The organism is Roseibium polysiphoniae (assembly GCF_014842925.1).
Lineage (GTDB): Bacteria > Pseudomonadota > Alphaproteobacteria > Rhizobiales > Stappiaceae > Roseibium > Roseibium polysiphoniae.
The window spans coordinates 485979-505463 of sequence record NZ_JACYXJ010000006.1; the positions used below are offsets into that span (position 1 = coordinate 485979).

General features: G+C 59.7%; 19 protein-coding genes. 10 read left to right on the plus strand and 9 right to left on the minus strand.

The window, feature by feature from the left end; genetic code table 11:
* Positions 1–992: 992 nt before the first annotated feature.
* The gene (locus tag IG617_RS17945) at positions 993–1547 is read left to right on the plus strand and encodes a GNAT family N-acetyltransferase (protein WP_338110025.1); all 555 of its coding nucleotides are present in this window, start codon (positions 993–995) and stop codon (positions 1545–1547) included.
* A 157-nt stretch (positions 1548–1704) separates the two neighbouring features.
* On the opposite strand, the gene choV is transcribed toward IG617_RS17945, so the two are convergent.
* From choV to IG617_RS17960, 3 genes are all read right to left on the minus strand, one after another.
* Complete coding sequence (gene choV / locus IG617_RS17950; protein ID WP_192110591.1) at positions 1705–2751, minus strand: choline ABC transporter ATP-binding protein; 1047 nt, start codon at positions 2749–2751, stop codon at positions 1705–1707.
* Positions 2751–3596 (minus strand): choline ABC transporter permease subunit, encoded by an 846-nt coding sequence (gene choW, locus IG617_RS17955; protein ID WP_192110592.1) that lies wholly within the window; start codon positions 3594–3596, stop codon positions 2751–2753. Before choW ends, choV begins: the two co-directional genes overlap by 1 nt.
* A gap of 75 nt (positions 3597–3671) precedes the next feature.
* Positions 3672–4616, minus strand: a complete 945-nt coding sequence (locus IG617_RS17960; RefSeq protein WP_192110593.1) for a choline ABC transporter substrate-binding protein — start codon at positions 4614–4616, stop codon at positions 3672–3674.
* A gap of 203 nt (positions 4617–4819) precedes the next feature.
* Here IG617_RS17960 and betI point away from each other — a divergent pair, with 203 nt between their 5' ends.
* From betI to IG617_RS18005, 9 genes are all read left to right on the plus strand, one after another.
* Positions 4820–5449: a transcriptional regulator BetI gene (gene betI, locus IG617_RS17965; protein WP_192110594.1), complete on the plus strand. Its 630-nt coding sequence runs from the start codon at positions 4820–4822 to the stop codon at positions 5447–5449.
* Positions 5446–7104, plus strand: coding sequence for a choline dehydrogenase (gene betA, locus IG617_RS17970; protein WP_192110595.1), 1659 nt, complete (start codon positions 5446–5448; stop codon positions 7102–7104). The genes betI and betA overlap by 4 nt, the downstream gene beginning before the upstream one ends.
* 59 nt (positions 7105–7163) lie before the next feature.
* Positions 7164–8627, plus strand: coding sequence for a betaine-aldehyde dehydrogenase (gene betB, locus IG617_RS17975; protein ID WP_192110679.1), 1464 nt, complete (start codon positions 7164–7166; stop codon positions 8625–8627).
* Positions 8628–8687: 60 nt separating this feature from the next.
* On the plus strand, positions 8688–9866 hold the full coding sequence (locus IG617_RS17980; RefSeq protein ID WP_192110596.1) for a BaiN/RdsA family NAD(P)/FAD-dependent oxidoreductase: 1179 nt from the start codon (positions 8688–8690) through the stop codon (positions 9864–9866).
* Between the two features lie 91 nt (positions 9867–9957).
* Positions 9958–10995, plus strand: coding sequence for a LacI family DNA-binding transcriptional regulator (locus IG617_RS17985; RefSeq protein WP_192110597.1), 1038 nt, complete (start codon positions 9958–9960; stop codon positions 10993–10995).
* 85 nt (positions 10996–11080) lie between these two features.
* Positions 11081–12691, plus strand: a complete 1611-nt coding sequence (locus tag IG617_RS17990; protein WP_192110598.1) for a glycoside hydrolase family 43 protein — start codon at positions 11081–11083, stop codon at positions 12689–12691.
* Between the two features lie 113 nt (positions 12692–12804).
* A complete protein-coding gene (rirA, locus tag IG617_RS17995; RefSeq protein ID WP_192110599.1) occupies positions 12805–13269 on the plus strand; it encodes an iron-responsive transcriptional regulator RirA in 465 nt (154 codons plus the stop codon).
* A gap of 416 nt (positions 13270–13685) precedes the next feature.
* Entirely contained in the window at positions 13686–13886 is a 201-nt protein-coding gene (gene hemP, locus IG617_RS18000; protein WP_153770710.1) for a hemin uptake protein HemP, read from the plus strand.
* A 16-nt stretch (positions 13887–13902) separates the two neighbouring features.
* Positions 13903–14040 (plus strand): hypothetical protein, encoded by a 138-nt coding sequence (locus tag IG617_RS18005; RefSeq protein WP_192110600.1) that lies wholly within the window; start codon positions 13903–13905, stop codon positions 14038–14040.
* 82 nt (positions 14041–14122) lie between these two features.
* Here the strand turns inward: IG617_RS18005 and IG617_RS18010 are convergent, their stop codons facing one another.
* The 6 genes from IG617_RS18010 to kynB form a co-directional block, all read right to left on the minus strand.
* Complete coding sequence (locus tag IG617_RS18010) at positions 14123–15325, minus strand: ABC transporter substrate-binding protein (protein ID WP_192110601.1); 1203 nt, start codon at positions 15323–15325, stop codon at positions 14123–14125.
* A gap of 47 nt (positions 15326–15372) precedes the next feature.
* Positions 15373–16332: a branched-chain amino acid ABC transporter permease gene (locus IG617_RS18015; protein ID WP_192110602.1), complete on the minus strand. Its 960-nt coding sequence runs from the start codon at positions 16330–16332 to the stop codon at positions 15373–15375.
* Positions 16333–16347: 15 nt separating this feature from the next.
* Complete coding sequence (locus IG617_RS18020; RefSeq protein ID WP_192110603.1) at positions 16348–17220, minus strand: branched-chain amino acid ABC transporter permease; 873 nt, start codon at positions 17218–17220, stop codon at positions 16348–16350.
* A 19-nt stretch (positions 17221–17239) separates the two neighbouring features.
* Complete coding sequence (locus IG617_RS18025; protein ID WP_192110604.1) at positions 17240–17947, minus strand: ABC transporter ATP-binding protein; 708 nt, start codon at positions 17945–17947, stop codon at positions 17240–17242.
* Positions 17944–18714, minus strand: a complete 771-nt coding sequence (locus IG617_RS18030; protein ID WP_192110605.1) for an ABC transporter ATP-binding protein — start codon at positions 18712–18714, stop codon at positions 17944–17946. The genes IG617_RS18025 and IG617_RS18030 overlap by 4 nt, the downstream gene beginning before the upstream one ends.
* 90 nt (positions 18715–18804) lie before the next feature.
* Positions 18805–19449 (minus strand): arylformamidase, encoded by a 645-nt coding sequence (gene kynB, locus IG617_RS18035; RefSeq protein ID WP_192110606.1) that lies wholly within the window; start codon positions 19447–19449, stop codon positions 18805–18807.
* Between the last annotated feature and the right edge of the window lie 36 nt (positions 19450–19485).

Consider the following 19485-nt stretch of genomic DNA (forward strand, 5'->3'; position numbering starts at 1 on the left):
CGGTGAATTCGCTGCATTTCGAATGAGTGTCTGCTCTCGGAATGCGGTCTCAACTCGTCGAACAACCGATTTGGAGGCGCAAAGCGGTCGATTTCCGTGAAGTAAGCTACGGGGTTTCGCAGTGCGACCCGCACCCCTCTGACCGCTGCCGTAAGGTGGATTGGATCCCCGCACAAGGCGGGGATGACAGCTGAGATTGTGGCAACCGCTTCGCCTCCCCTCTGCCGTCATCCCATGGCTCGACCATGGGATCCATGCCGTTCCACCTCCCCAATGGAGGGCTTTCCCGAATGGGTCAGGCCCTGCAATGACGGAGGAGAGTGTGTTTTCAGCAGCATGAGGCTTTGCCTTGGCCCTGGATTCATCACGAGGTGGTCGAAAGATTTCGCGACTTTTCCTCCTGCTGCCTTCCCTGCGCAGGCAGGGATCCAGTAATCGTAGGCACGTCTGCAAGAGCCGTGTGGTTCCGGCGTGCTGGGTCCCGGATCTTCGCTCCGCTCGTCCGGGAAGGCATGGTGTTTGTGGCAAGGCCACCACACCCACTGCTGTCATCCCCGTCTTGTGCGGGGATCTATTGATACCCGAAGCATATAGGTCAAGGCAGCGAAGGAACGGCGATCTCCAGCCCCCTCGCACCGCCCCTCTGGCCGCTGCCATGCGGTGGATTGGATCCCCGCACAAGGCGGGGATGACCGCCGAGGGTGTGGCACCCCCTCGCCTCTCCTCCGCCGTCATCCCATGACTTGATCACTTTCGACCTCGGGGACACCATGCCGATACGTTTCCGACAAAGGATGGGCTCCCCGAGTGGCTCGGTCACGGCATGGATTGCAGGGTCAGGCCCTGCAATGACGGAGGCGATCGCTTTGCCTCACGCCCGTTGCGGCCGTTGGTGCATGACGCGGTAGATGACTGCTTCGAGCCCTACTTGACCGTTGCCGTGCGGCGCACGACTGTCGGACCTTGAGACTTATTGCCGTGAGAGCGAGCTGATGAAATTGCTGACGCCAAATATTGATCACCTCCCCGCATATGTCTCGGCGCTTCGAAGAGGCTGGTCTCCAGACAACTTGCGTCCTGAAGCTGCACAAGAGCAAGTCGCGATCATATCGAAGGATGCTGCTTCGTTCGTGTCAAATCTCGATAACCCGAATGCAAAGGGTGGTCCCATTACCTTGCCAGACGGCTCGAAAGTGCCTCGATTGCCGAGTATCCGCAGGTGGATATGGGATGAAGAGTTTTGCGGCCACATAAGTTTACGATGGAAGCCAGGGACCGAAGACTTGCCGCCTACGTGTTCTGGCCACATCGGTTATGCTGTCGTGCCCTGGCGAAGAGGAGAAGGGTTGGCGTCCGCTGCGCTCGTCGCCGTTTTGCCGGAAGCAAAGTCGGTTGGATTGAAGTACGTTGACATCACGACCAGCCCTGACAATCCGGCATCCGTACGTGTCATCGAAAAGGCGGGCGGCACGTTTGTCCGACGCTATACTGCGGACAAAGCTCTTGGCGGACATGAGACGATCGAGTTCAAAATCGCGCTGATGTAGCGGACGATTTCCGGGAGGCAAGCTACGGGGTCGGCAGTGCGACCCGCACCCCTCTGGCCGCTGCCGCAACGTGGACTGGATCCCCGCACAAGGCGGGGATGACCGGCGTGGGTGAGAGGCGGGCGTTTGTGTTCCCGGCCCGCCGCGCGTCAGATTGTCAGACGAGACAGCCCAGAAGTTCGGCCTCGGAGATCAGGCCGACGGGGTCCTTGCCGTCGGCGACGAGGACCGGGCCGGAGGCTTCCTGTTTCATGCGGATGACCTCGCGCAGGGGCGTTCCCGGGGCGCAGGAGGGCGCACCGGCCGGCGGAACCTCTCCATTCAGCTCGACCATGACGTCACGGGCGCGCAGGACATTGAGCGGGTTCATGTGGCCGACGAAATCCGCCACATAGGGCGTTGCCGGCTTGCGCACGATCTGCTGCGGTGTGCCGAGCTGGATGACGCGGCCGCCTTCCATGATGGCGATGCGTGAGCCGATCTTGGCGGCCTCGTCGAGGTCATGGCTGACGAAGATGATGGTGCGGTTGAGGCTCTTTTGCAGGTCGAGCAGTTCGTCCTGAAGCCGGTCGCGAATGAGCGGATCGAGGGCGGAGAACGGCTCGTCCATCAGGAGGATCGGCGCTTCCGTCGCAAAGGCCCGGGCCAGGCCAACGCGCTGCTGCATGCCGCCGGACAGTTCATGAACGAATTTTTCGCCCCAGCCATCGAGGCCGACAAGCTTGAGCTGATCGTTGACCCGGTCGCGGCGTTCCCTGGGCGTGACGCCGGAGAGCTCTAGGCCAAAGCCGACGTTTTCAGCCACCGTGCGCCAGGGCAGAAGGGCAAATTGCTGGAACACCATGGCGATGCGCGAGCGGCGCAGCTGACGCAGTTCCTCCGGCGTACAGCTTTCCGGATTGCACATCATGTCGCCGTCGTCCACCTCGACAGATCCCCGGATCACCGGGTTGAGGCCATTGACGGCGCGCAGGAGCGTGGACTTGCCCGAGCCGGACAGGCCCATGAGAACGATCACCTCGCCCTCGTTGATGTCGAAAGTGGCGCCGGCGACGCCGAGGATCTGGCCGGTTTCGGACTGGATGTCTTCGCGGCTCCTGCCCTGATCGATCAGCGGCAGGGCGCTTTCCGGATTGTCGCCGAAAACGATATCGACGTCCTTGAAGGAGACAATCGGATTGGGGGTCACGTTGGTCTGCGTCATCACTTTGCCCCCTGGCCATCGTGCGTCTGGAAGAAGCGGTCGAGAATAATGGCGATCAGAACGATGGCGACGCCAACTTCAAAGCCCTTGGCGATGTCCGCCCGGCCCAGGGCCCGGACGATCTCGGTGCCAAGACCCGGCGCGCCGACCATGCCGGCAATCACCACCATCGACAGGGACAACATGATGGTCTGGGTCAGGCCCGCCATGATCTGCGGCAGGGCATAGGGCAGCTCTATCTTCCACAGGATCTGCGACTTGGTGGCGCCAAAGGCATGGCCGGCTTCCAGCAGATGGGTTGGTGTCGAGGACACGCCCAATTGGGTCAAGCGGATCGGCGCTGGAACGGCGAAGATAACCGTTGCCACAAGGCCGGGCACCATGCCGAGACCGAAGAGGATCAGCGCCGGGATCAGGTACACGAAGGTCGGGATCGTCTGCATCATGTCCAAGATCGGACGCATGAAGAGATAAAGCTTGGGGCGGTGAGCTGCGGCCACGCCGACGGGCACACCAATGACCACGCAGACGAAGGTGGCGGCCACGACCAGGGCCAGCGTTTCCATCGTCTCTTCCCAGTAGCCCTGGTTGATAATGAAGAGCAGGCTGACGGCGACGAAAACGGGAAAGGAGAACGAGCGTCGGACGGCGTAGGCGAGAGCGGCGACAACGGCCACAACGACCAGGGGGTGCGGTGCCAGCAGGATCCAGAGAATGCCGTCGATCATGGTTTCGAGGGCAAGGGATATGCCGTCGAACAGCCAATAGGCATTGTCGGTGAGCCAGTCGACCAGCGTCTTGGCGAATTTTCCGATCGGGATCTTGTTGTCAGTCAGCCAGTCCAAATTCAGCCCCCGTTTTAGTTTGGTCCTGATACAGCTGCGCCGGGGACGGACCCCGGCGCAACATGTTGTCGGTGATTAGAGGCCCAGCGCGCCCTTGACGGCTGCGAAGGAGTCGCCGCCATCGATGGTCTTGACGCCTTTCAGCCAACCTTCGAAGGTGGCCGGATGGGTCTTGAGCCAGGCCTTGGCCGCATCCGTCGGCTCTTCGCCGTCGTTGAGGATCGCGCCCATGATCTCGTTTTCCATGGCCAGTGAGAACTCAAGGTTTTCCAGGAACTTGCCAACGTTCGGGCATTCGGTAACATAACCGGCGCGGACGTTGGTGTGCACGGTGGCACCGCCGTAGTTCGGGCCGAAGAAGTCATCGCCGCCATCGAGATAGGCCATCTCGAAGTTGGCGTTCATCGGATGCGGCTCCCAGCCGAGGAAGACCACGTCCTGGTCACGCTTTTCGGAGCGGGCGACCTGGGCGAGCATGCCCTGCTCGGAGGATTCCACAACTTCAAAACCCTCGAGGCCGAAGGCGTTGGCGTCGATCATGTCGATGATCAGGCGGTTGCCGTCGTTGCCAGCTTCAATGCCGTAGATCTTGCCGTCGAGTTCGTCCTTGAACTTTGCGATGTCGGCGAAGCTCTTGAGGCCCTTGTCGTAGGTGTATTTCGGCACGGCGAGCGTGTATTTCGCGCCTTCCAGATTGGTCCGGACCGTCTCCACGGAGCCGTCTTCACGGTAAGCGGCGATGTCGCCTTCCATGGTCGGCATCCAGTTGCCGAGAAACACGTCGATGTCCTTGTTCTTCAGCGACGCATAGGTCACCGGAACGGACAGGATCTTGGTTTCGGTCTCATAGCCCAGCGCCTCGAGCACGGTCGTCGTGGCGGCAGTGGTGGCCGTGATGTCTGTCCAACCGACATCCGAGAAGCGGACCGTCTTGCAGCTGTCGGGCTCGGCTGCAGCGGCAGCGCCTGTCAGCATGACAGACATGGCAACACCGCCAGCGAGCTTGGCAAAAAGGTTCATGGAAATGTCCTCCGTTATTGACTTCGCAACATGATTAGCAGGCAACCGGCGCGACACAACAGTTCTGCGGCTGAATTGTCGCTCGATGACACCTACTGAAAATCCCCTATGCGACCAAAAGAAACATTATGCATTTACTTTTGCAAGTTTTCATTGATTGAACGTTCAATTAAAAATAAAAAGGATAAGAATTGGAGATGCAAATGCCGAAGATCGGAATGGAAGCCGAGCGCCGCAGAACGCTGATCGCAGCCACGGTAGACGCGATCCATGAGAAAGGCTTTTCAGACGTGACGGTGGCCCAGATTGCCAAGCGCGCCGGCGTCTCAAGCGGCCTTGCGCTACACTATTTCGGCAGCAAGGATCAGCTTCTGGCCGCGACCATGCGGCATCTTCTCAAGGATCTTGGAGACGGCATCCGCGAGCGGCTGGCGAACGCCGGCAACCCGCGTGAGCGAATCTCAGCGATCATCGAAGGCAATTTTGCGCCCGGACAGTTTCGCGAGGCGGTGATTGCCGCCTGGCTCGCTTTCTACGTCCAGTCGCGCACCACCCAGAACAACAAGCGGCTGCTGCAAATCTATTCCGGGCGTCTGGCCTCAAACCTGACCTACAACCTGCGTCACTTCATGCCGCGGGAAGACGCCAGGCAGGTCGCCGAAGGCACTGCCTCCATGATTGACGGCGTGTGGATCCGGCAGGCCCTGCGCGACGGCCCAAGCGATGCCGCTTCGGCCGTCGGCATGGTCGAAGCCTATGTCGAGACACAGATCAAGTACCACCACGACATGAGCGCCCTGCGCAAAGTCGCAAGAATGAATGCCCTGCAATGACCCCAGAATTCGACTTCATCATCGTGGGAGCAGGATCGGCTGGCTGCGCGCTGGCTTACCGCCTGTCTGAAAATCCCGACACACGGGTTCTCGTGCTCGAGTTCGGCGGCACGGATGCCGGCCCCTTCATCCAGATGCCGGCGGCACTGTCCTATCCCATGAACATGTCCCGCTACGACTGGGGCTACGAAAGCGAGCCCGAGCCGCATCTTGGTGGCCGCCGCCTCGCCACCCCGCGCGGCAAAGTGATCGGCGGTTCCTCGTCGATCAACGGCATGGTCTATGTGCGCGGTCACGCGTGCGACTTCGACACCTGGGAAGACATGGGCGCGGCAGGCTGGGGCTATCGCCATGTCCTGCCCTACTATCAGCGCCTTGAGACAAGCCATGGCGGCCAGGCCGGCTGGCGCGGCACTTCAGGTCCCTTGCATGTCACGCGCGGCACCAAGTGGAACCCGCTCTATGACGCGTTCAAGTCTGCCGGCGAACAGGCCGGCTATGGCGTGACGCCAGACTACAACGGCGAGCGGCAGGAAGGTTTTTCCGACATGGAAATGACCGTCCACAAGGGTCGACGCTGGTCAGCCGCCAATGCCTACCTCAAGCCTGCGCTGAAGCGCGGCAACGTCGAACTCATCAAAGGCGCGTTGGTGCGCAGAGTACTCTTCGAAGGCAAGCGCGCAACCGGAGTGGAATTCGAGATCGGCGGCGAGATTTTGACCGCCAAGGCCCGGCGCGAAGTCGTTCTGGCCGCCTCTTCGATCAACTCTCCCAAGATCCTGATGCAGTCAGGCGTCGGCGCGGCCAGCCATCTAGCGGAACACGGCATCGAGGTCATAGCGGACCGTTCCGGGGTCGGCGCGAACCTCCAGGACCATCTGGAACTCTATATCCAGCAGGCCTGCATCCAGCCGATCACGCTCTACAAGCACTGGAACATCTTCTCCAAGGCCATGATCGGCCTGCAATGGCTGCTTCAGGGCAAGGGCCTCGGCGCCTCCAACCACTTCGAGGCATCGGCTTTCATCCGCTCAAAGGCCGGGATCAAATATCCGGACATCCAGTATCACTTCCTGCCATTTGCGGTTCGATATGACGGCAAGGCGGCGGCGGAAGGCCACGGCTTCCAGGCCCACGTGGGACCGATGCGGTCGAAATCACGCGGCCGGGTTTCGCTTACCTCCGCAGACCCCAGGGCCAAGCCGTCGATCCTCTTCAACTACATGTCCCACGAAGACGACTGGGCGGACTTCAGAACCGCTATCCGCCTGACACGGGAAATCTTTGGCCAGGAGGCTTTCGCCCCCTATCGCGGCAAGGAAATCCAGCCCGGCGATGCCGTCCAGAGTGACGACGAGTTGAACGATTTCATTCGTGAGCACGCGGAAAGTGCCTATCACCCGAGCGGCACTTGCCGCATGGGGGCAGCCGACGACACAATGGCAGTGGTCGATCCACACTGCCGGGTCATTGGCGTTGAAGGTCTGAGGGTTGCGGACAGTTCGATTTTCCCGCAAATCACAAACGGAAATCTCAACGCACCGTCGATCCTGGTCGGTGAGAAGGCCGCAGACCACCTCCTGGGCAAGGATCCTCTTCCTGCGTCGAACCAGCAGCCCTGGATCCATCCCGATTGGGAAAACAGCCAGAGATAATGATGGCCGGAACAGATGTTCCGGTTTCCTACAGACGACGTCAGAACGAAAGACACACGATGCGCGCGCAACCCAAAGCCTCACACTATATCGGCGGCCGCTATGTGGAGAGCCCGGAAGGACATCCGTTCCCGTCCATCTACCCGGCGACCGGCGAAGCAATTGCCTCGTTGAACAGCGCCGATGAGAAGACCGTCGAGGCTGCAGTGGCCGCAGCTGTTGAGGGACAGAAGATCTGGGCGGCAACACCGCCGGCCGAGCGCGGTCGCGTTCTGCGCAAGGCGGCTGGCATCCTGCGCGAACGCAACCGCGCGCTGTCCGAACTGGAAACGCTCGACACGGGCAAGCCCTTGCAGGAAACGCTTGTGGCCGATGCGGCCTCTGGCGCCGACTGCCTTGAATACTATGGCGGACTGGCTGCAACGCTGACCGGCGAGCACATCGATCTCGGCGGCTCTTTTGCCTTTACCAAGCGCGAACCACTGGGTGTCTGTGTCGGTATCGGTGCCTGGAACTACCCGATCCAGATCGCCTGCTGGAAGGCTGCCCCTGCCCTCGTCTGTGGCAACGCCATGGTATTCAAGCCATCCGAAGTGACCCCGCTCAGCGCTCTTCAGTTTGCCGAGATCCTGACGGAAGCAGGTCTTCCGGACGGCGTCTTCAACGTGGTCCAAGGCTTTGGCGAAGTTGGCGCGCAACTCATTGCCCATCCGCAGGTCGCCAAGGTCTCTCTGACAGGTTCCGTGCCGACGGGCGCGAAGGTTGCCTCGCTTGCCGGCGAGCACCTGAAAAAGGCAACGCTGGAACTGGGCGGAAAGTCGCCCCTGATTGTCTTTGACGACGCCGACGTCGACAATGCCGTCTCGGCCGCGATCAACGCCAACTTCTATTCCACGGGACAGATCTGTTCGAACGGAACACGCGTCTTCGTGCACACGGCTATCAAGGAACAGTTCCTGGACCGGCTGGCAGAGCGCACCGTCAATGCAGTGCTCGGCGATCCGATGGATGAAGCAACAAGCATCGGCCCGCTCGTCTCAAAACCGCAGCTCGACAAGGTGCTCAGCTACATGGAGATCGGAAAGAAGGAAGGCGCGCGGCTTGTCTGCGGTGGCGGCAGTGCCGACGTTGCTGCTCTCCCGGACGGTTTCTTCGTTCAGCCCACGGTTTTTGCGGACGTCAAGGATGGCATGCGCATCGCCTGCGAGGAGATCTTCGGGCCAGTCATGTGCGTTCTGGACTTTGACGACGAAGACGATGTCGTTGCGCGCGCCAATGACACGGTGTTCGGCCTCGCCGCCGGCGTCTTCACCAAGGACATTCAGCGCGCACATCGGGTCATCGACCAGCTTGAAGCGGGCACATGCTGGATCAACACCTACAATCTGACGCCCATCGAAATGCCTTTCGGTGGCTACAAGAAATCCGGCATCGGCCGTGAAAACGGTCACGCGGCGATCGAGTATTACAGCCAGATCAAGAGTGTTTACGTGGAAATGGGCGACGTCGAAGCGGCATTCTGATCTCCTGCCCGTTCTATAAAAAGCTCGCGTGGGCGGCACCGTCGTTTATAAGCGTCGCCCATGCGTGATCTTGATGTTCTGATTGTTGGTGCCGGTGCCGCCGGGTTGATGTGCGCCATTGAAGCGGCCAAGCGCGGACGGCGCGTGCTGGTGATTGACCATGCGCGCAAGGCGGCGGAGAAGATCCGTATTTCCGGCGGTGGCCGCTGCAACTTCACCAACCTGCATTGTACGCCGGCGAACTACCTGTCGCAGAACCCTCGCTTTTGCGTGTCTGCCCTGAAGCGCTACACGCAGCAGGACTTCCTGCAGATGGTGGAACGGCATCGCATTCCCTGGCACGAGAAAACACTCGGCCAGCTGTTCTGCGATGACAGCGCCCAGAACATCATCGACATGCTGCTTGATGAATTGTCCAAAGCAGGCGGCAAGCTGCAGCTGGAGACATCTGTTTCTGCACTGGAGAAAGCCGATAGCGGATTTCAGGTCAAAACCAACCATGAGCAGCTCCGCGCAAAGGCCGTCGTTATCGCGACCGGTGGCCCTTCCATTCCGAAGATGGGGGCGAGCGGCTTTGGCTATGACGTTGCGCGCCAGTTCGGCCTGGACATTGTCCCGCCTCGCGCAGCGCTTGTGCCCCTGACCTTCTCGGACACCAACAAGGACCTCTGCAAACGACTTGCCGGGGTTTCGGTCGACGCACTGGTCTCCTTCGGAAAGACCTCCTTTCGCGAGGGACTGCTGTTCACCCATCGCGGGTTGTCCGGTCCCTCGATCCTACAGATCTCGTCCTACTGGCAAGAGGGCAAGCCCATCACCGTCGACCTGTCGCCGACGCAAGATGCGTTCGAAGCGTTCCGGACCGCTCGTACGGAGAGCCCCAAGCAGGATCTGAAGACCGTTCTTGGTCAACTTTTGCCGAACCGCCTTGCAGATGAATTGTCCAAGGAATTTGGATTGAAGGGACGGTTGGCCGACCTCTCCGACAAGGTCCTTCGCCGGGCGGGCGAGGCGATCAACCGCTGGCAGCTGACGCCCGTGGGCACCGAGGGCTACCGCACGGCCGAGGTCACGCTCGGCGGCGTCAACACCAAGGAATTGTCCTCAAAGACCTTCGAAGCGAGCAAGGTGCCGGGGCTCTATTTCATCGGCGAAGTCGTCGATGTGACCGGTCATCTGGGCGGCTTCAATTTCCAGTGGGCCTGGTCATCGGGACATGCCTGCGGTCAGGCGGTCTAGCCAAGCTCATCGCAACCTTTCGCTGCCCTGCAACATAATTTGATGCACGCCCCTCATACCGCGCTATAGTGGCGCCCAAATGGGAGAACGCATGCAGCGGGTAACAATTCATGATGTGGCCGAAAAGGCCGGCGTCAGCCTTGCGACGGTCGACAGGGTTCTGAACAACCGGCCGGGGGTTCGCGCGGCGACCATCGAGAAGGTCCGGGACGCGGTTCGCACGCTGAAATACACTCCTGACGTCTTTGCGGCCAATCTCGCCAAGAAGCGCAATTACCGTCTGCATTTCCTCATTCCAAACGGTCCCAATGCCTTCATGGAAGACCTCACCCGTGAGGCCATCGCCCATGCCGCGACACTGGAACGCGAACGGGTCAGCGTTCACATCGAGCCCATCGATGCCTTTGACGGCCACAGGGTGACGGGGACACTGGCGATCCTGGACAAGTCGGTCTGTGACGGTGTCGCGGTCGTGGCACCGTCCTTTCCCGAGGTGCGCGCGGCCATAGACCGCCTGCAGGACCGCGACGTCCATGTTGTGACCCTGGTCTCGGACCACCCTGCTTCCACCCGCCAGCATTTCGTTGGCATCGACAACCTCGCCGCGGGCCGGGTTTCTGGCCGGCTGCTTGGCCGTTTTCTCCCTGGCCAACCTGGCAAGATCGGCCTGATTGCGGGCTCCCTCGGGCTGCGCGATCATGCGGACCGATATGCCGGCTTTACGGAAGTTCTGTCCGCAGAATTCCCGCATCTTGAAACACTCAAGGTGCGCGAAGGGCGCGATGACAACGCCCGCACCCGGGACATCGTCGCAAAGCTGCTTGAAGAACACCCTGACCTTTCGGCGCTCTACAACATTGGTGCCGGCAACCGCGGCGTGATCGCGGCACTGGAGAAGGACGGCCGCGGGTCGCAGCTGACCTTCATCGGCCATGAACTGACGCCCTACACCCGCGAGGCGCTGATCTCGGGCACCATGGATGCGCTGATCGCCCAGGACCCCGGCCACGAAATACGCAGTGCCATCCGCGTGCTCAAGGCGCTGTGCGACGGTGCGCCGATTGTCGAAGGCCAGGAGCGCATCGGCATCGACATTTTCCTGAAAGACAACCTGCCGGATTTGGCCTAGGTTTCCATCAACACATCCACAAGATGCATGATGACGAGGGGTATACGGCTTGGGAGGGCTGGCCCTCGCCGGGAGGAGATCAAAAATGAGTAACGCACCTCAGACAATTCAGAATCCGATCTTGCCCGGGTTTAATCCGGACCCGTCGATCTGCCGGGTTGGCGACGACTACTATATCGCGACCTCGACCTTCGAGTGGTATCCGGGCGTCCAGATCCACCATTCGCGGGATCTGCAGCACTGGCGGCTCGTGGCCCGGCCATTGTCCCGCGAAAGCCAGCTGGACATGCGCGGCAACCCGGACAGTTGCGGTATCTGGGCACCCTGCCTGACCCATGCGGATGGACAGTTCTGGCTTGTCTACACGGATGTGAAGCGCAACGAGGGCAACTTCAAGGACGCCCACAATTACATTGTCACCGCACCTGACATTGCGGGACCATGGTCGGATCCGGTCTATGCGAACTCCTCCGGCTTTGACCCCTCGCTCTTTCATGACGACGATGGCCGCAAGTGGTTCGTCAACATGATCTGGGATCACCGCAAGGACACGACGCCCTTTGCAGGGATCCTTCTGCAGGAATTCGATCCAAAGGCAGGCAAGCTGGTCGGCCCGATCAAGAACATCTTCAAGGGCACGGATCGTGGGCTGGTCGAGGGGCCACATCTTTACAAGCGGGACGGCTGGTACTATCTGCTGACGGCAGAAGGCGGCACTGGCTACCGGCATGCTGTCACGCTGGCCAGATCGAAGCGGCTCACCGGGCCCTATGAACTCCATCCGGACAAGCATGTTGTCTCTTCCCTGACCTTTCCCGACGCTCCGCTCCAGCGCGCAGGCCATGGCGATTTCGTCGAGACGCAAGATGGAGAAACCTACCTGGTTCACCTGATGGGCCGGCCCATTCCAGGTCTCAGCCGCTGCCCGATGGGACGGGAGACGTCGATCCAGAAATGTGAATGGGGGGAGGACGGCTGGCTGCGGCTGGCGAGTGAACCGCTTCTGGCTCAAGAGACGGTGAAAGCCCCCAACCTGCCTGCCCATCCGGTTGAACCAGAGCCGGACCGGTACGACTTCGATGAGCCGGATCTGCCGATGGCGTTCCAATGGCTCCGCTCACCCCGGCCCGAGCGCCTGTTTTCGCTGAGTGAACAGCCCGGTCATCTGCGCCTGTTCGGGCGCGAATCCATCGGCAGCTATTTCGAGCAGGCGCTGGTGGCAAGGCGGCAGACCGACTTCAACTATGTCGCTGAAACCTCGGTCGACTTGCAGCCGAAGACCTCACAGCAGAGTGCCGGGCTGATCGCCTACTATGGGCGCTACCAATTCTTTCAGCTGGCGATCTGCCACGACGAGACGCTCGGACGCTGCCTGACGATCATGGCCTGCCCGGGCGACTATCCTTCCGGCAATCTGTCATTTCCCCTGGACGCTCCCGTGCTGCTCGAAAAGGACGGCCCCGTCAGCATGAAGATCGAGGTAAAGGACCTCGCCTTGCGATTTTTCTACGCGGAAGGCGGATCGGGCTGGCGCCGAATCGGCCCGATTTTCGATGCCAGCCTGTTGTCGGATGAAGCCGGCAGGGGCGAACACGGCAACTTTACCGGTGCATTTGTCGGCATGCAGGCCATGGACGGCGGCGGAACGGGTCATCCAGCCGACTTTGACTTTTTCACATACAAGGGGATGCCTTAGCGGTATGTTTGCGCCGCAACATGCCGAAATCATGAGCTTCTTTCGGAAATCCCGACACAAAAACTCAATTATTATCGTTGACGGCCTATACCTTAGACCTCATATCTATAACCATGCGCCTGACACAACAAACCAATTATGCGGTTCGTGCATTGATGTACTGTGCAGCGAACCCAGAGCGTCCGAGCAAGGTTGCCGATATTGCAGCCAGCTTCGACATGTCCGAAACCCATCTGTTCAAGATCATGAAGGTCCTCGTCGACGCCAATCTGATCCGCACCATCCGCGGACGCAATGGCGGCGTGATGCTGGCCCGTGAGCCTGAAACCATGACAGTCGGCGAAGTCGTTCGCGCCGCCGAGGAGAGCTTTCTCCTGGCCGAGTGCTTCGACTCTGGCCGCAAGGACTGCCCGCTGATCACCTCCTGCGGTTTCAACGGCATTCTTCACGAAGCTCTGGAAGCCTTCATGGATGTGCTGGACACAAAAACAATTGCCGATCTTTCGGAAGACCGCCCGAGCCTAAGAAATCTTCTCAAGATCGACGAAATCGATCAGAAAGTCGCTGCCGCAAGCTGATCATTGCGAACTTGTTCGGCATCTCAAACCGGCTGAGGCCTGTCAGGCGCCTCAGCCCTGCCCGATGAACAAGATCAAATTGACTTTCGCCCATAAAAAAACCCGCCATTCTGGCGGGTTTTTTGTTTCTTGCGCGAGGGATGTCCCTGCGACTTGTGCATCGACCTCCATCGATGCGCGAAGAGAGGAATATCTGGCTGGCTCACCGCTGAGGGAGAGGAGAGGGCGGTTGGCTTGCCGGACATTCTAGCTCTTCAGCTACCCGACACAGAGATTCGAAGGACGCGATTTCCGAACCGCTGCAGATCAGGCATTGCCTTGATACTTAAACTTGAGTATTTGTGTCAAGTAATTTTCTTGAGCCAACCACTCAAGTTTATAATGCCTCTAAACTACTGTAATCACGGGCCGTATCAATGCACACTTCGAAGATCCGCCGCGACAAGCTCACCATCGCAGCTCCGCAGAAGGCTCCCTCCCCGTCCGGAGAACGCCGGGAGCAGCAACTCGACACAAAGACCCTGTTCAAAGGCGCCCGTGAGCTGAAAATCCAGCACAACTCGGAGACCTACAGGCTGACCATCACCAAACTTGGCAAACTCATTCTGACCAAGTGACTTGAAGGCGCGCGCCATGAGACATCTCCCGATCCGTCTTCAGCCCCGAATGCTCGTCGCAGTCCGGCACATTCCGGGACTGGCTGTTGCCTCGGCCCTCAGCCTTGCCAGTGGCTACGCCTTTGCCTTTCCGGCGATGGTCGGCGCCGGCTGACGGGTCGCAACGTGCTCTGAATGCAAAACGGCGGCCCCTTTCAGGACCGCCGCCGCATGTCTCGCAATGCTGCAAAGGCAGCTTACTTCATTTCAACCATGACTTCGAAGCCGTCAGCGCCAACTTCGAACAGGGCGTAAGTGCCGGGAACGTCGCCAGCCGCATCAAAATTGTGATCGCCTGCAGCGCCCTTGTAGTCGATGGCTGTCCCTGCTGCGATCAGCTTCTTGGCCTTTTCCCACTCACCCGGCAAGATCGCCTCGCCTTCACCGTTTGAGATCTCGCGCAGTGCTGCGGAAACGCCCGCCTTGTCGCCGCCGGCCTTTTCCACGGCGAGAGCCAGCATGAAGGCAGCGTCATAGGATGTGGTCACAAAGATCGCATCAGGATCGCCACCAGCCGCCTTGTAGGCCTCGTTGAAGACGTCCAGAGAGTCGGACTTTTCACCAACCGGAGACGAAGCGACAAAGGTCGCCAGGTTTTCTGCGCCCAGTTCATTGATCGGAGCGTCCGACTTCATGCCGTCGCCGCCAACGAACTTTTCGAAGAAGCCATTCTCAAGCGCCTGACGCAGAATGGTAAGGCCAGTGCCATCGCCGTAGTCGAAGATGACCAGCGTATCAGCACCGCCGGAAGCCAGTTCTGCCAGATTGGAACGGTAGGAGGCCTTGCCGTCTTCATGAGCCGCAAAGCCGGCGATTTCGCCGCTCTGAGCTTCAAACTCGGCTTTGAAGGCATCTGCCAGACCGGTGCCGTAGTCGTTGTTGATGTAGGCAACTGCGACCTTGTTGTAGCCCTTCTCCTTCAGCGTACGGGCAAGCGCGCGACCCTGGTAGTCATCGGACGGCACCGTGCGGAAGACCGTATCCTTATCGTCAAGGCCGGTGATTTCCGGGGATGTGCCCGACGGCGTCACAACGGTGATACCGGCCGGGATGGTGACCGAACCGGCTGCAGCCAGAACAGCGCCGGAGCAATGCGGGCCGACGATGGCGGAGACGCCTTCGATGTTGACTGCCTTGGTTGCCGCATCCGTGCCACCCTGTGGGTTACAGGCACTGTCGCCAACCACGCCAACAAGCTTCTCGCCGTCAAGGATCCCGCCCTGCTCATTGACCTGCTGGAAAGCAAGCTGAGCTGCCGAGATCATGGACGGTGCCATTGCCGCGATCGGGCCGGAAACGCCGCCGATCAGGCCAATCTTGACGTCTGCCTTGGCAGTAGCGCCAGCCAGGGCTGTCGCGGCCAGAAGACCGCCTGCGATTGCGATGAACTTCGACTTCATTGGTACTTACCTCCACGTAGGACCAGGCGTTTGCCTGGCAATTCCCCTTATTTGACGGCGTTGTCATCCGTTCGCGTGTCGCCGCGCAGCGGCTCTGGCAAAATTCCTTCCGGGCGAAACCGCAGAACCAGCTGCAGCATCAGACCAATCAGGAACAGACGGATGTACTTCGCCTTAACCGCATATTCATGCGGAAGTTGATCGGTTGCAATCTCTGAAACCGACCAAATGATCCAGACCACCGTAGCTCCGAGGATCGCGCCCTTATTGTTTCCCGATCCGCCAAGGATCAGCATGATCCAGACGAGGAAGGTCGCGACCATGGGATCGATGGCCTCTGGTGTGATTGAACGATTGAAGTGGGCGAACAAGGCTCCACCAAGCCCCATGAGAGCCGCACCGAAGATGAATGCCTCCAGCCGGCGGTACTCAACGTTTTTGCCCATGGCACGCGCCGCGAGTTCATTGTCGCGAATGGCACGCATCATACGGCCCCATGGCGCGTTGAACTGGCGCTGAACCATAAGGTAGGCCACGACCAGAACCGCTGCGACAATGGCCAGGTAGGCCAGCTGGGATTGTACATAGGGCAAGTCACCAAATGGCCGCGGTATGTTCGTGATCCCGCGCGCGCCGTTGGTCAAAACCTCTTCCGACTTGATGACCAGACGGATGATCTCTGCAACACCAATGGTCGCGATGGCCAGATAGTCGGAACGGAAGCGCAGGCAGATCTTCCCGATCGGCCAGGCGATCAGAGCTGCTGCCACCATCGCACCGAACCAGCCGACAAAGAACGGCAACTCAAAACCGCCCAGACGGCCATCTGCCGAGGGGCTTGTCAGGATCGCCGAAGTATAGGCGCCAACGGCAAAGAAGCCTGCAATGCCTGCATTGAAGAGACCGGCAAAACCCCACTGGATGTTAAGCCCGAGAGCGAGCAGCGCGTAGATCCCGATAAAGATGCCCATGAAGAGGGCGTAGTTGGCAAGACCGATGAGTTCCATGTCTCTCCCCTCCCCTCAGAGCACTTTGCCGCGTAGCAGCCCTGTCGGGCGCACAAGCAGCATGAACAACAGGATGACGAAGGCCATGGCCGCTTTGTACTCGCTTGGCAGAACCAGAACCGATAGCTCCTCTGCAATGCCCACGATCAGGCCACCGAGCACGGCGCCTTCAACACGCCCAACCCCGCCAAGGATCGCCGCGGCAAACATCGGCAGCAACATGTGCCAGCCCATCATGGACTTGAGCTCGGTGTTGATGCCCAGGAAAACGCCGGCCGCCGCACAAAGGCCACCTGCGATGATCCAGGTGAGCATGACCACCTTCTTGTTGTCGATCCCCGACAGAAGCGCCAGATTGGGATTGTCCGACATGGCCCGCATGGCCTTGCCCCACTTCGATTTCACCAGGAAGAGTTGAAGCACGCCGACGAGGCCGATCATGAAGACGACCGTGTAGATCTCACGATCCTTGATCCTGAGGCCAAAATAGTTTTCAGGTCGTACAATCCCACGGACATAGCTTTCGCTGTCCACGCCCCAGACAACCTGAACCACGGAACGAACCATCAGCGCTATGCCCAGAGAAGCCATCACGGTGACGATTTTCGGCCGTTCACGCAGGTGCTCGTAGAACGCCTTGTCGATGCCAACCGCTACAGCGGCCGTGCCGATCATCGCGACCGGCAGCGCTACCAAAGGCGGCAGGCCAAGCGCGGTAACGACCGCCAGCGCCAGAAATGCGCCCAGCGTGGCCAGATCCCCGTGGGCGAGATGGGCGTATCGCAAGATGGCAAAGACGAGCGTGATGCCGACGGCGCCCAGCGCGTAGATCGACCCAAGGACAACGCCGGGAATGACGTAGAAATTGATAAGCTCAAGAAAACCCATGTCTAATCCTGACCCGCCCTCATCCACCGAGGAACATCTCGGCGACCTCGCGGTCGGCAAGGAGATCTGCGCCTGTACCATCATGCCGGTTCTGACCGGATGCGAGGACATAGCCGCGATCGGCGAAGGCCAGCGCCTGCTTTGCATGCTGCTCGACCAGCAAGATGGCGACGCCCGTGCTGCGCACATCCCGGCAGATCTGGAAAATCTGTTCCATATAACGCGGCGACAAACCAGCCGTCGGCTCATCAAGAAGCAAAAGCTTGGGATCGAGCATCAGAGCCCGGCCCATGGCCACCATCTGACGCTGTCCGCCTGACAGACTACCGGCGAGTGTTTTTCTGCGTTCCTTCAGATCCGGGAACAGCTCATAAACGCAGTCATAGGCAGCGGAAAGGTCACCCGTTTTCAAAAAGGCTCCCATTTCCAGGTTTTCTTGGATCGACATCTCCCGGAAGATATTGTCGACCTGCGGCACATAGCAGATGCCGCGCTGAACAATGCGGTTCGGCGCCCACTTGGTGATGTTGTCACCGTCAAAGACAATTGATCCGCCGCGTACGTTCAAGAGCCCAAAGACCGCCTTCATGGCCGTGGATTTGCCCGCACCGTTCGGGCCGACAATGACGACAATTTCCTCAGCATCCACATGCATGGACACCTCTTGAAGGATATTCGTATCGCCATACCCGCCGGTCACGGCATCCAGGGTCAGAAGCGCACTCATGCCACTTCTCCTGCAGTCTCGCCGAGATAGGCCTCCAGAACGCGCGCATCGGACCGCACGGTCTGGAAGTCCCCCTGGATCAGCACCGCGCCTTCGGCCATGCAGATGACCGGATCGCAGAGCTTCTCGATCATTTCCATGTCGTGTTCAATCAGGATGAACGTGTAGCCACGCTCCTTGTTGAGGATCTGGATCTTTTCCTCCAGCTTCCTGAGAAGTGTTCTGTTGACCCCGGCGGCGGGTTCATCGAGCAGCACCAGCTTCGCGTCAGTCATCATCGTGCGGCCGAGTTCGAGCAGTTTCTTCTGCCCCCCGGACAAATTGCCCGCGCGCTGGTGCGCTACATGGGTCAGTTCCAGGAACTCAAGCGTGTCATAGGCCTTTTGCTCGACCTCGGCCTCGCTTGCCCTGACCTTGCCCCAGGACAGCCAGTTGGCAAACAATCCTTCGCCAATCTGGGCGGGTGGCACCATCATCAGGTTTTCGAGCGCGGTCAGACGGTGAAACTCGTGAGGAATTTGAAAGGTTCTGACCAGGCCCTTGTGAAACAGTGCGTCGCTGGACAGGCCGGTGACATCCTCGCCCAGAAAGCGGATCGTGCCACTGGTGGGCACGAGAGCGCCCGCGATCAGATTAAAGAGCGTCGTCTTGCCCGCGCCATTTGGCCCGATCAGCGCAGTGATACTGCCCTCGTCGACCCGGAAGGAACATCCATTCACGGCCCTGAAGCCGCTGAAGTCCATCACGAGCTGGTCCAGTTCCAGCATTTAGGCTCCTCGTCGCCGACGTTCCCCGTTTCCGGATGCAGCGATCTTGTTTTTGCCCCAAGGCCGGCAACAGCCAGCCTCCCTTTGGTATCAGCTTTCGCCGAGATTTCGATTTGACCTCAGCACCGCCCGCACCGGCGCTGCATCGAGACCTTCTAGCTTCATCGGCAGCGCAATCAACTCATAATCCCCAGGTTCGACCTCGGAAAGCGCCAAATTCTCCAGAATTCTCAGATCTCTGCTACGCGCGACCTGATGAGAGGGAAGATCCTTCGATGTGTCCGGATCCACAGACGGCACATCGACACCCACGAGCCTCACCCCAGACTCAGCCAGAAGCTGCATTGTCTCAGGCGCCAGAGTGCGGAAACCAGCAGGCCAAACCATCGGATCGATGCAATCCTGAAGGCGCAAAAGCACGCGGGCAGGAACACCATCCATCTGGCCGGCAATCTCATCCGGCTGGCATAAAGGTCCGTTGCCGCGGGCATCGATCACGCGCGCAGGACCAACGAAATCGTCCAGATCCAACTCATCGATCGCCTTGCCATCAGCATCATAGTGCAGCGGTGCGTCCGCATGGGCGCCGCAATGGGTGGAGATGGAAATCTCAGTCACATTTACAGGACACTGGGGACCGATGGCGAAGGTCTGCTCGACCTTGCACGGCGCATCGCCCGGAAACACCGCCATGCCGGCACGAACCGGAGGTGTGATGTCAATCAACTTGCTCAATGGATATCCCTCAAGTCCCACAATCGCCGACAGAGA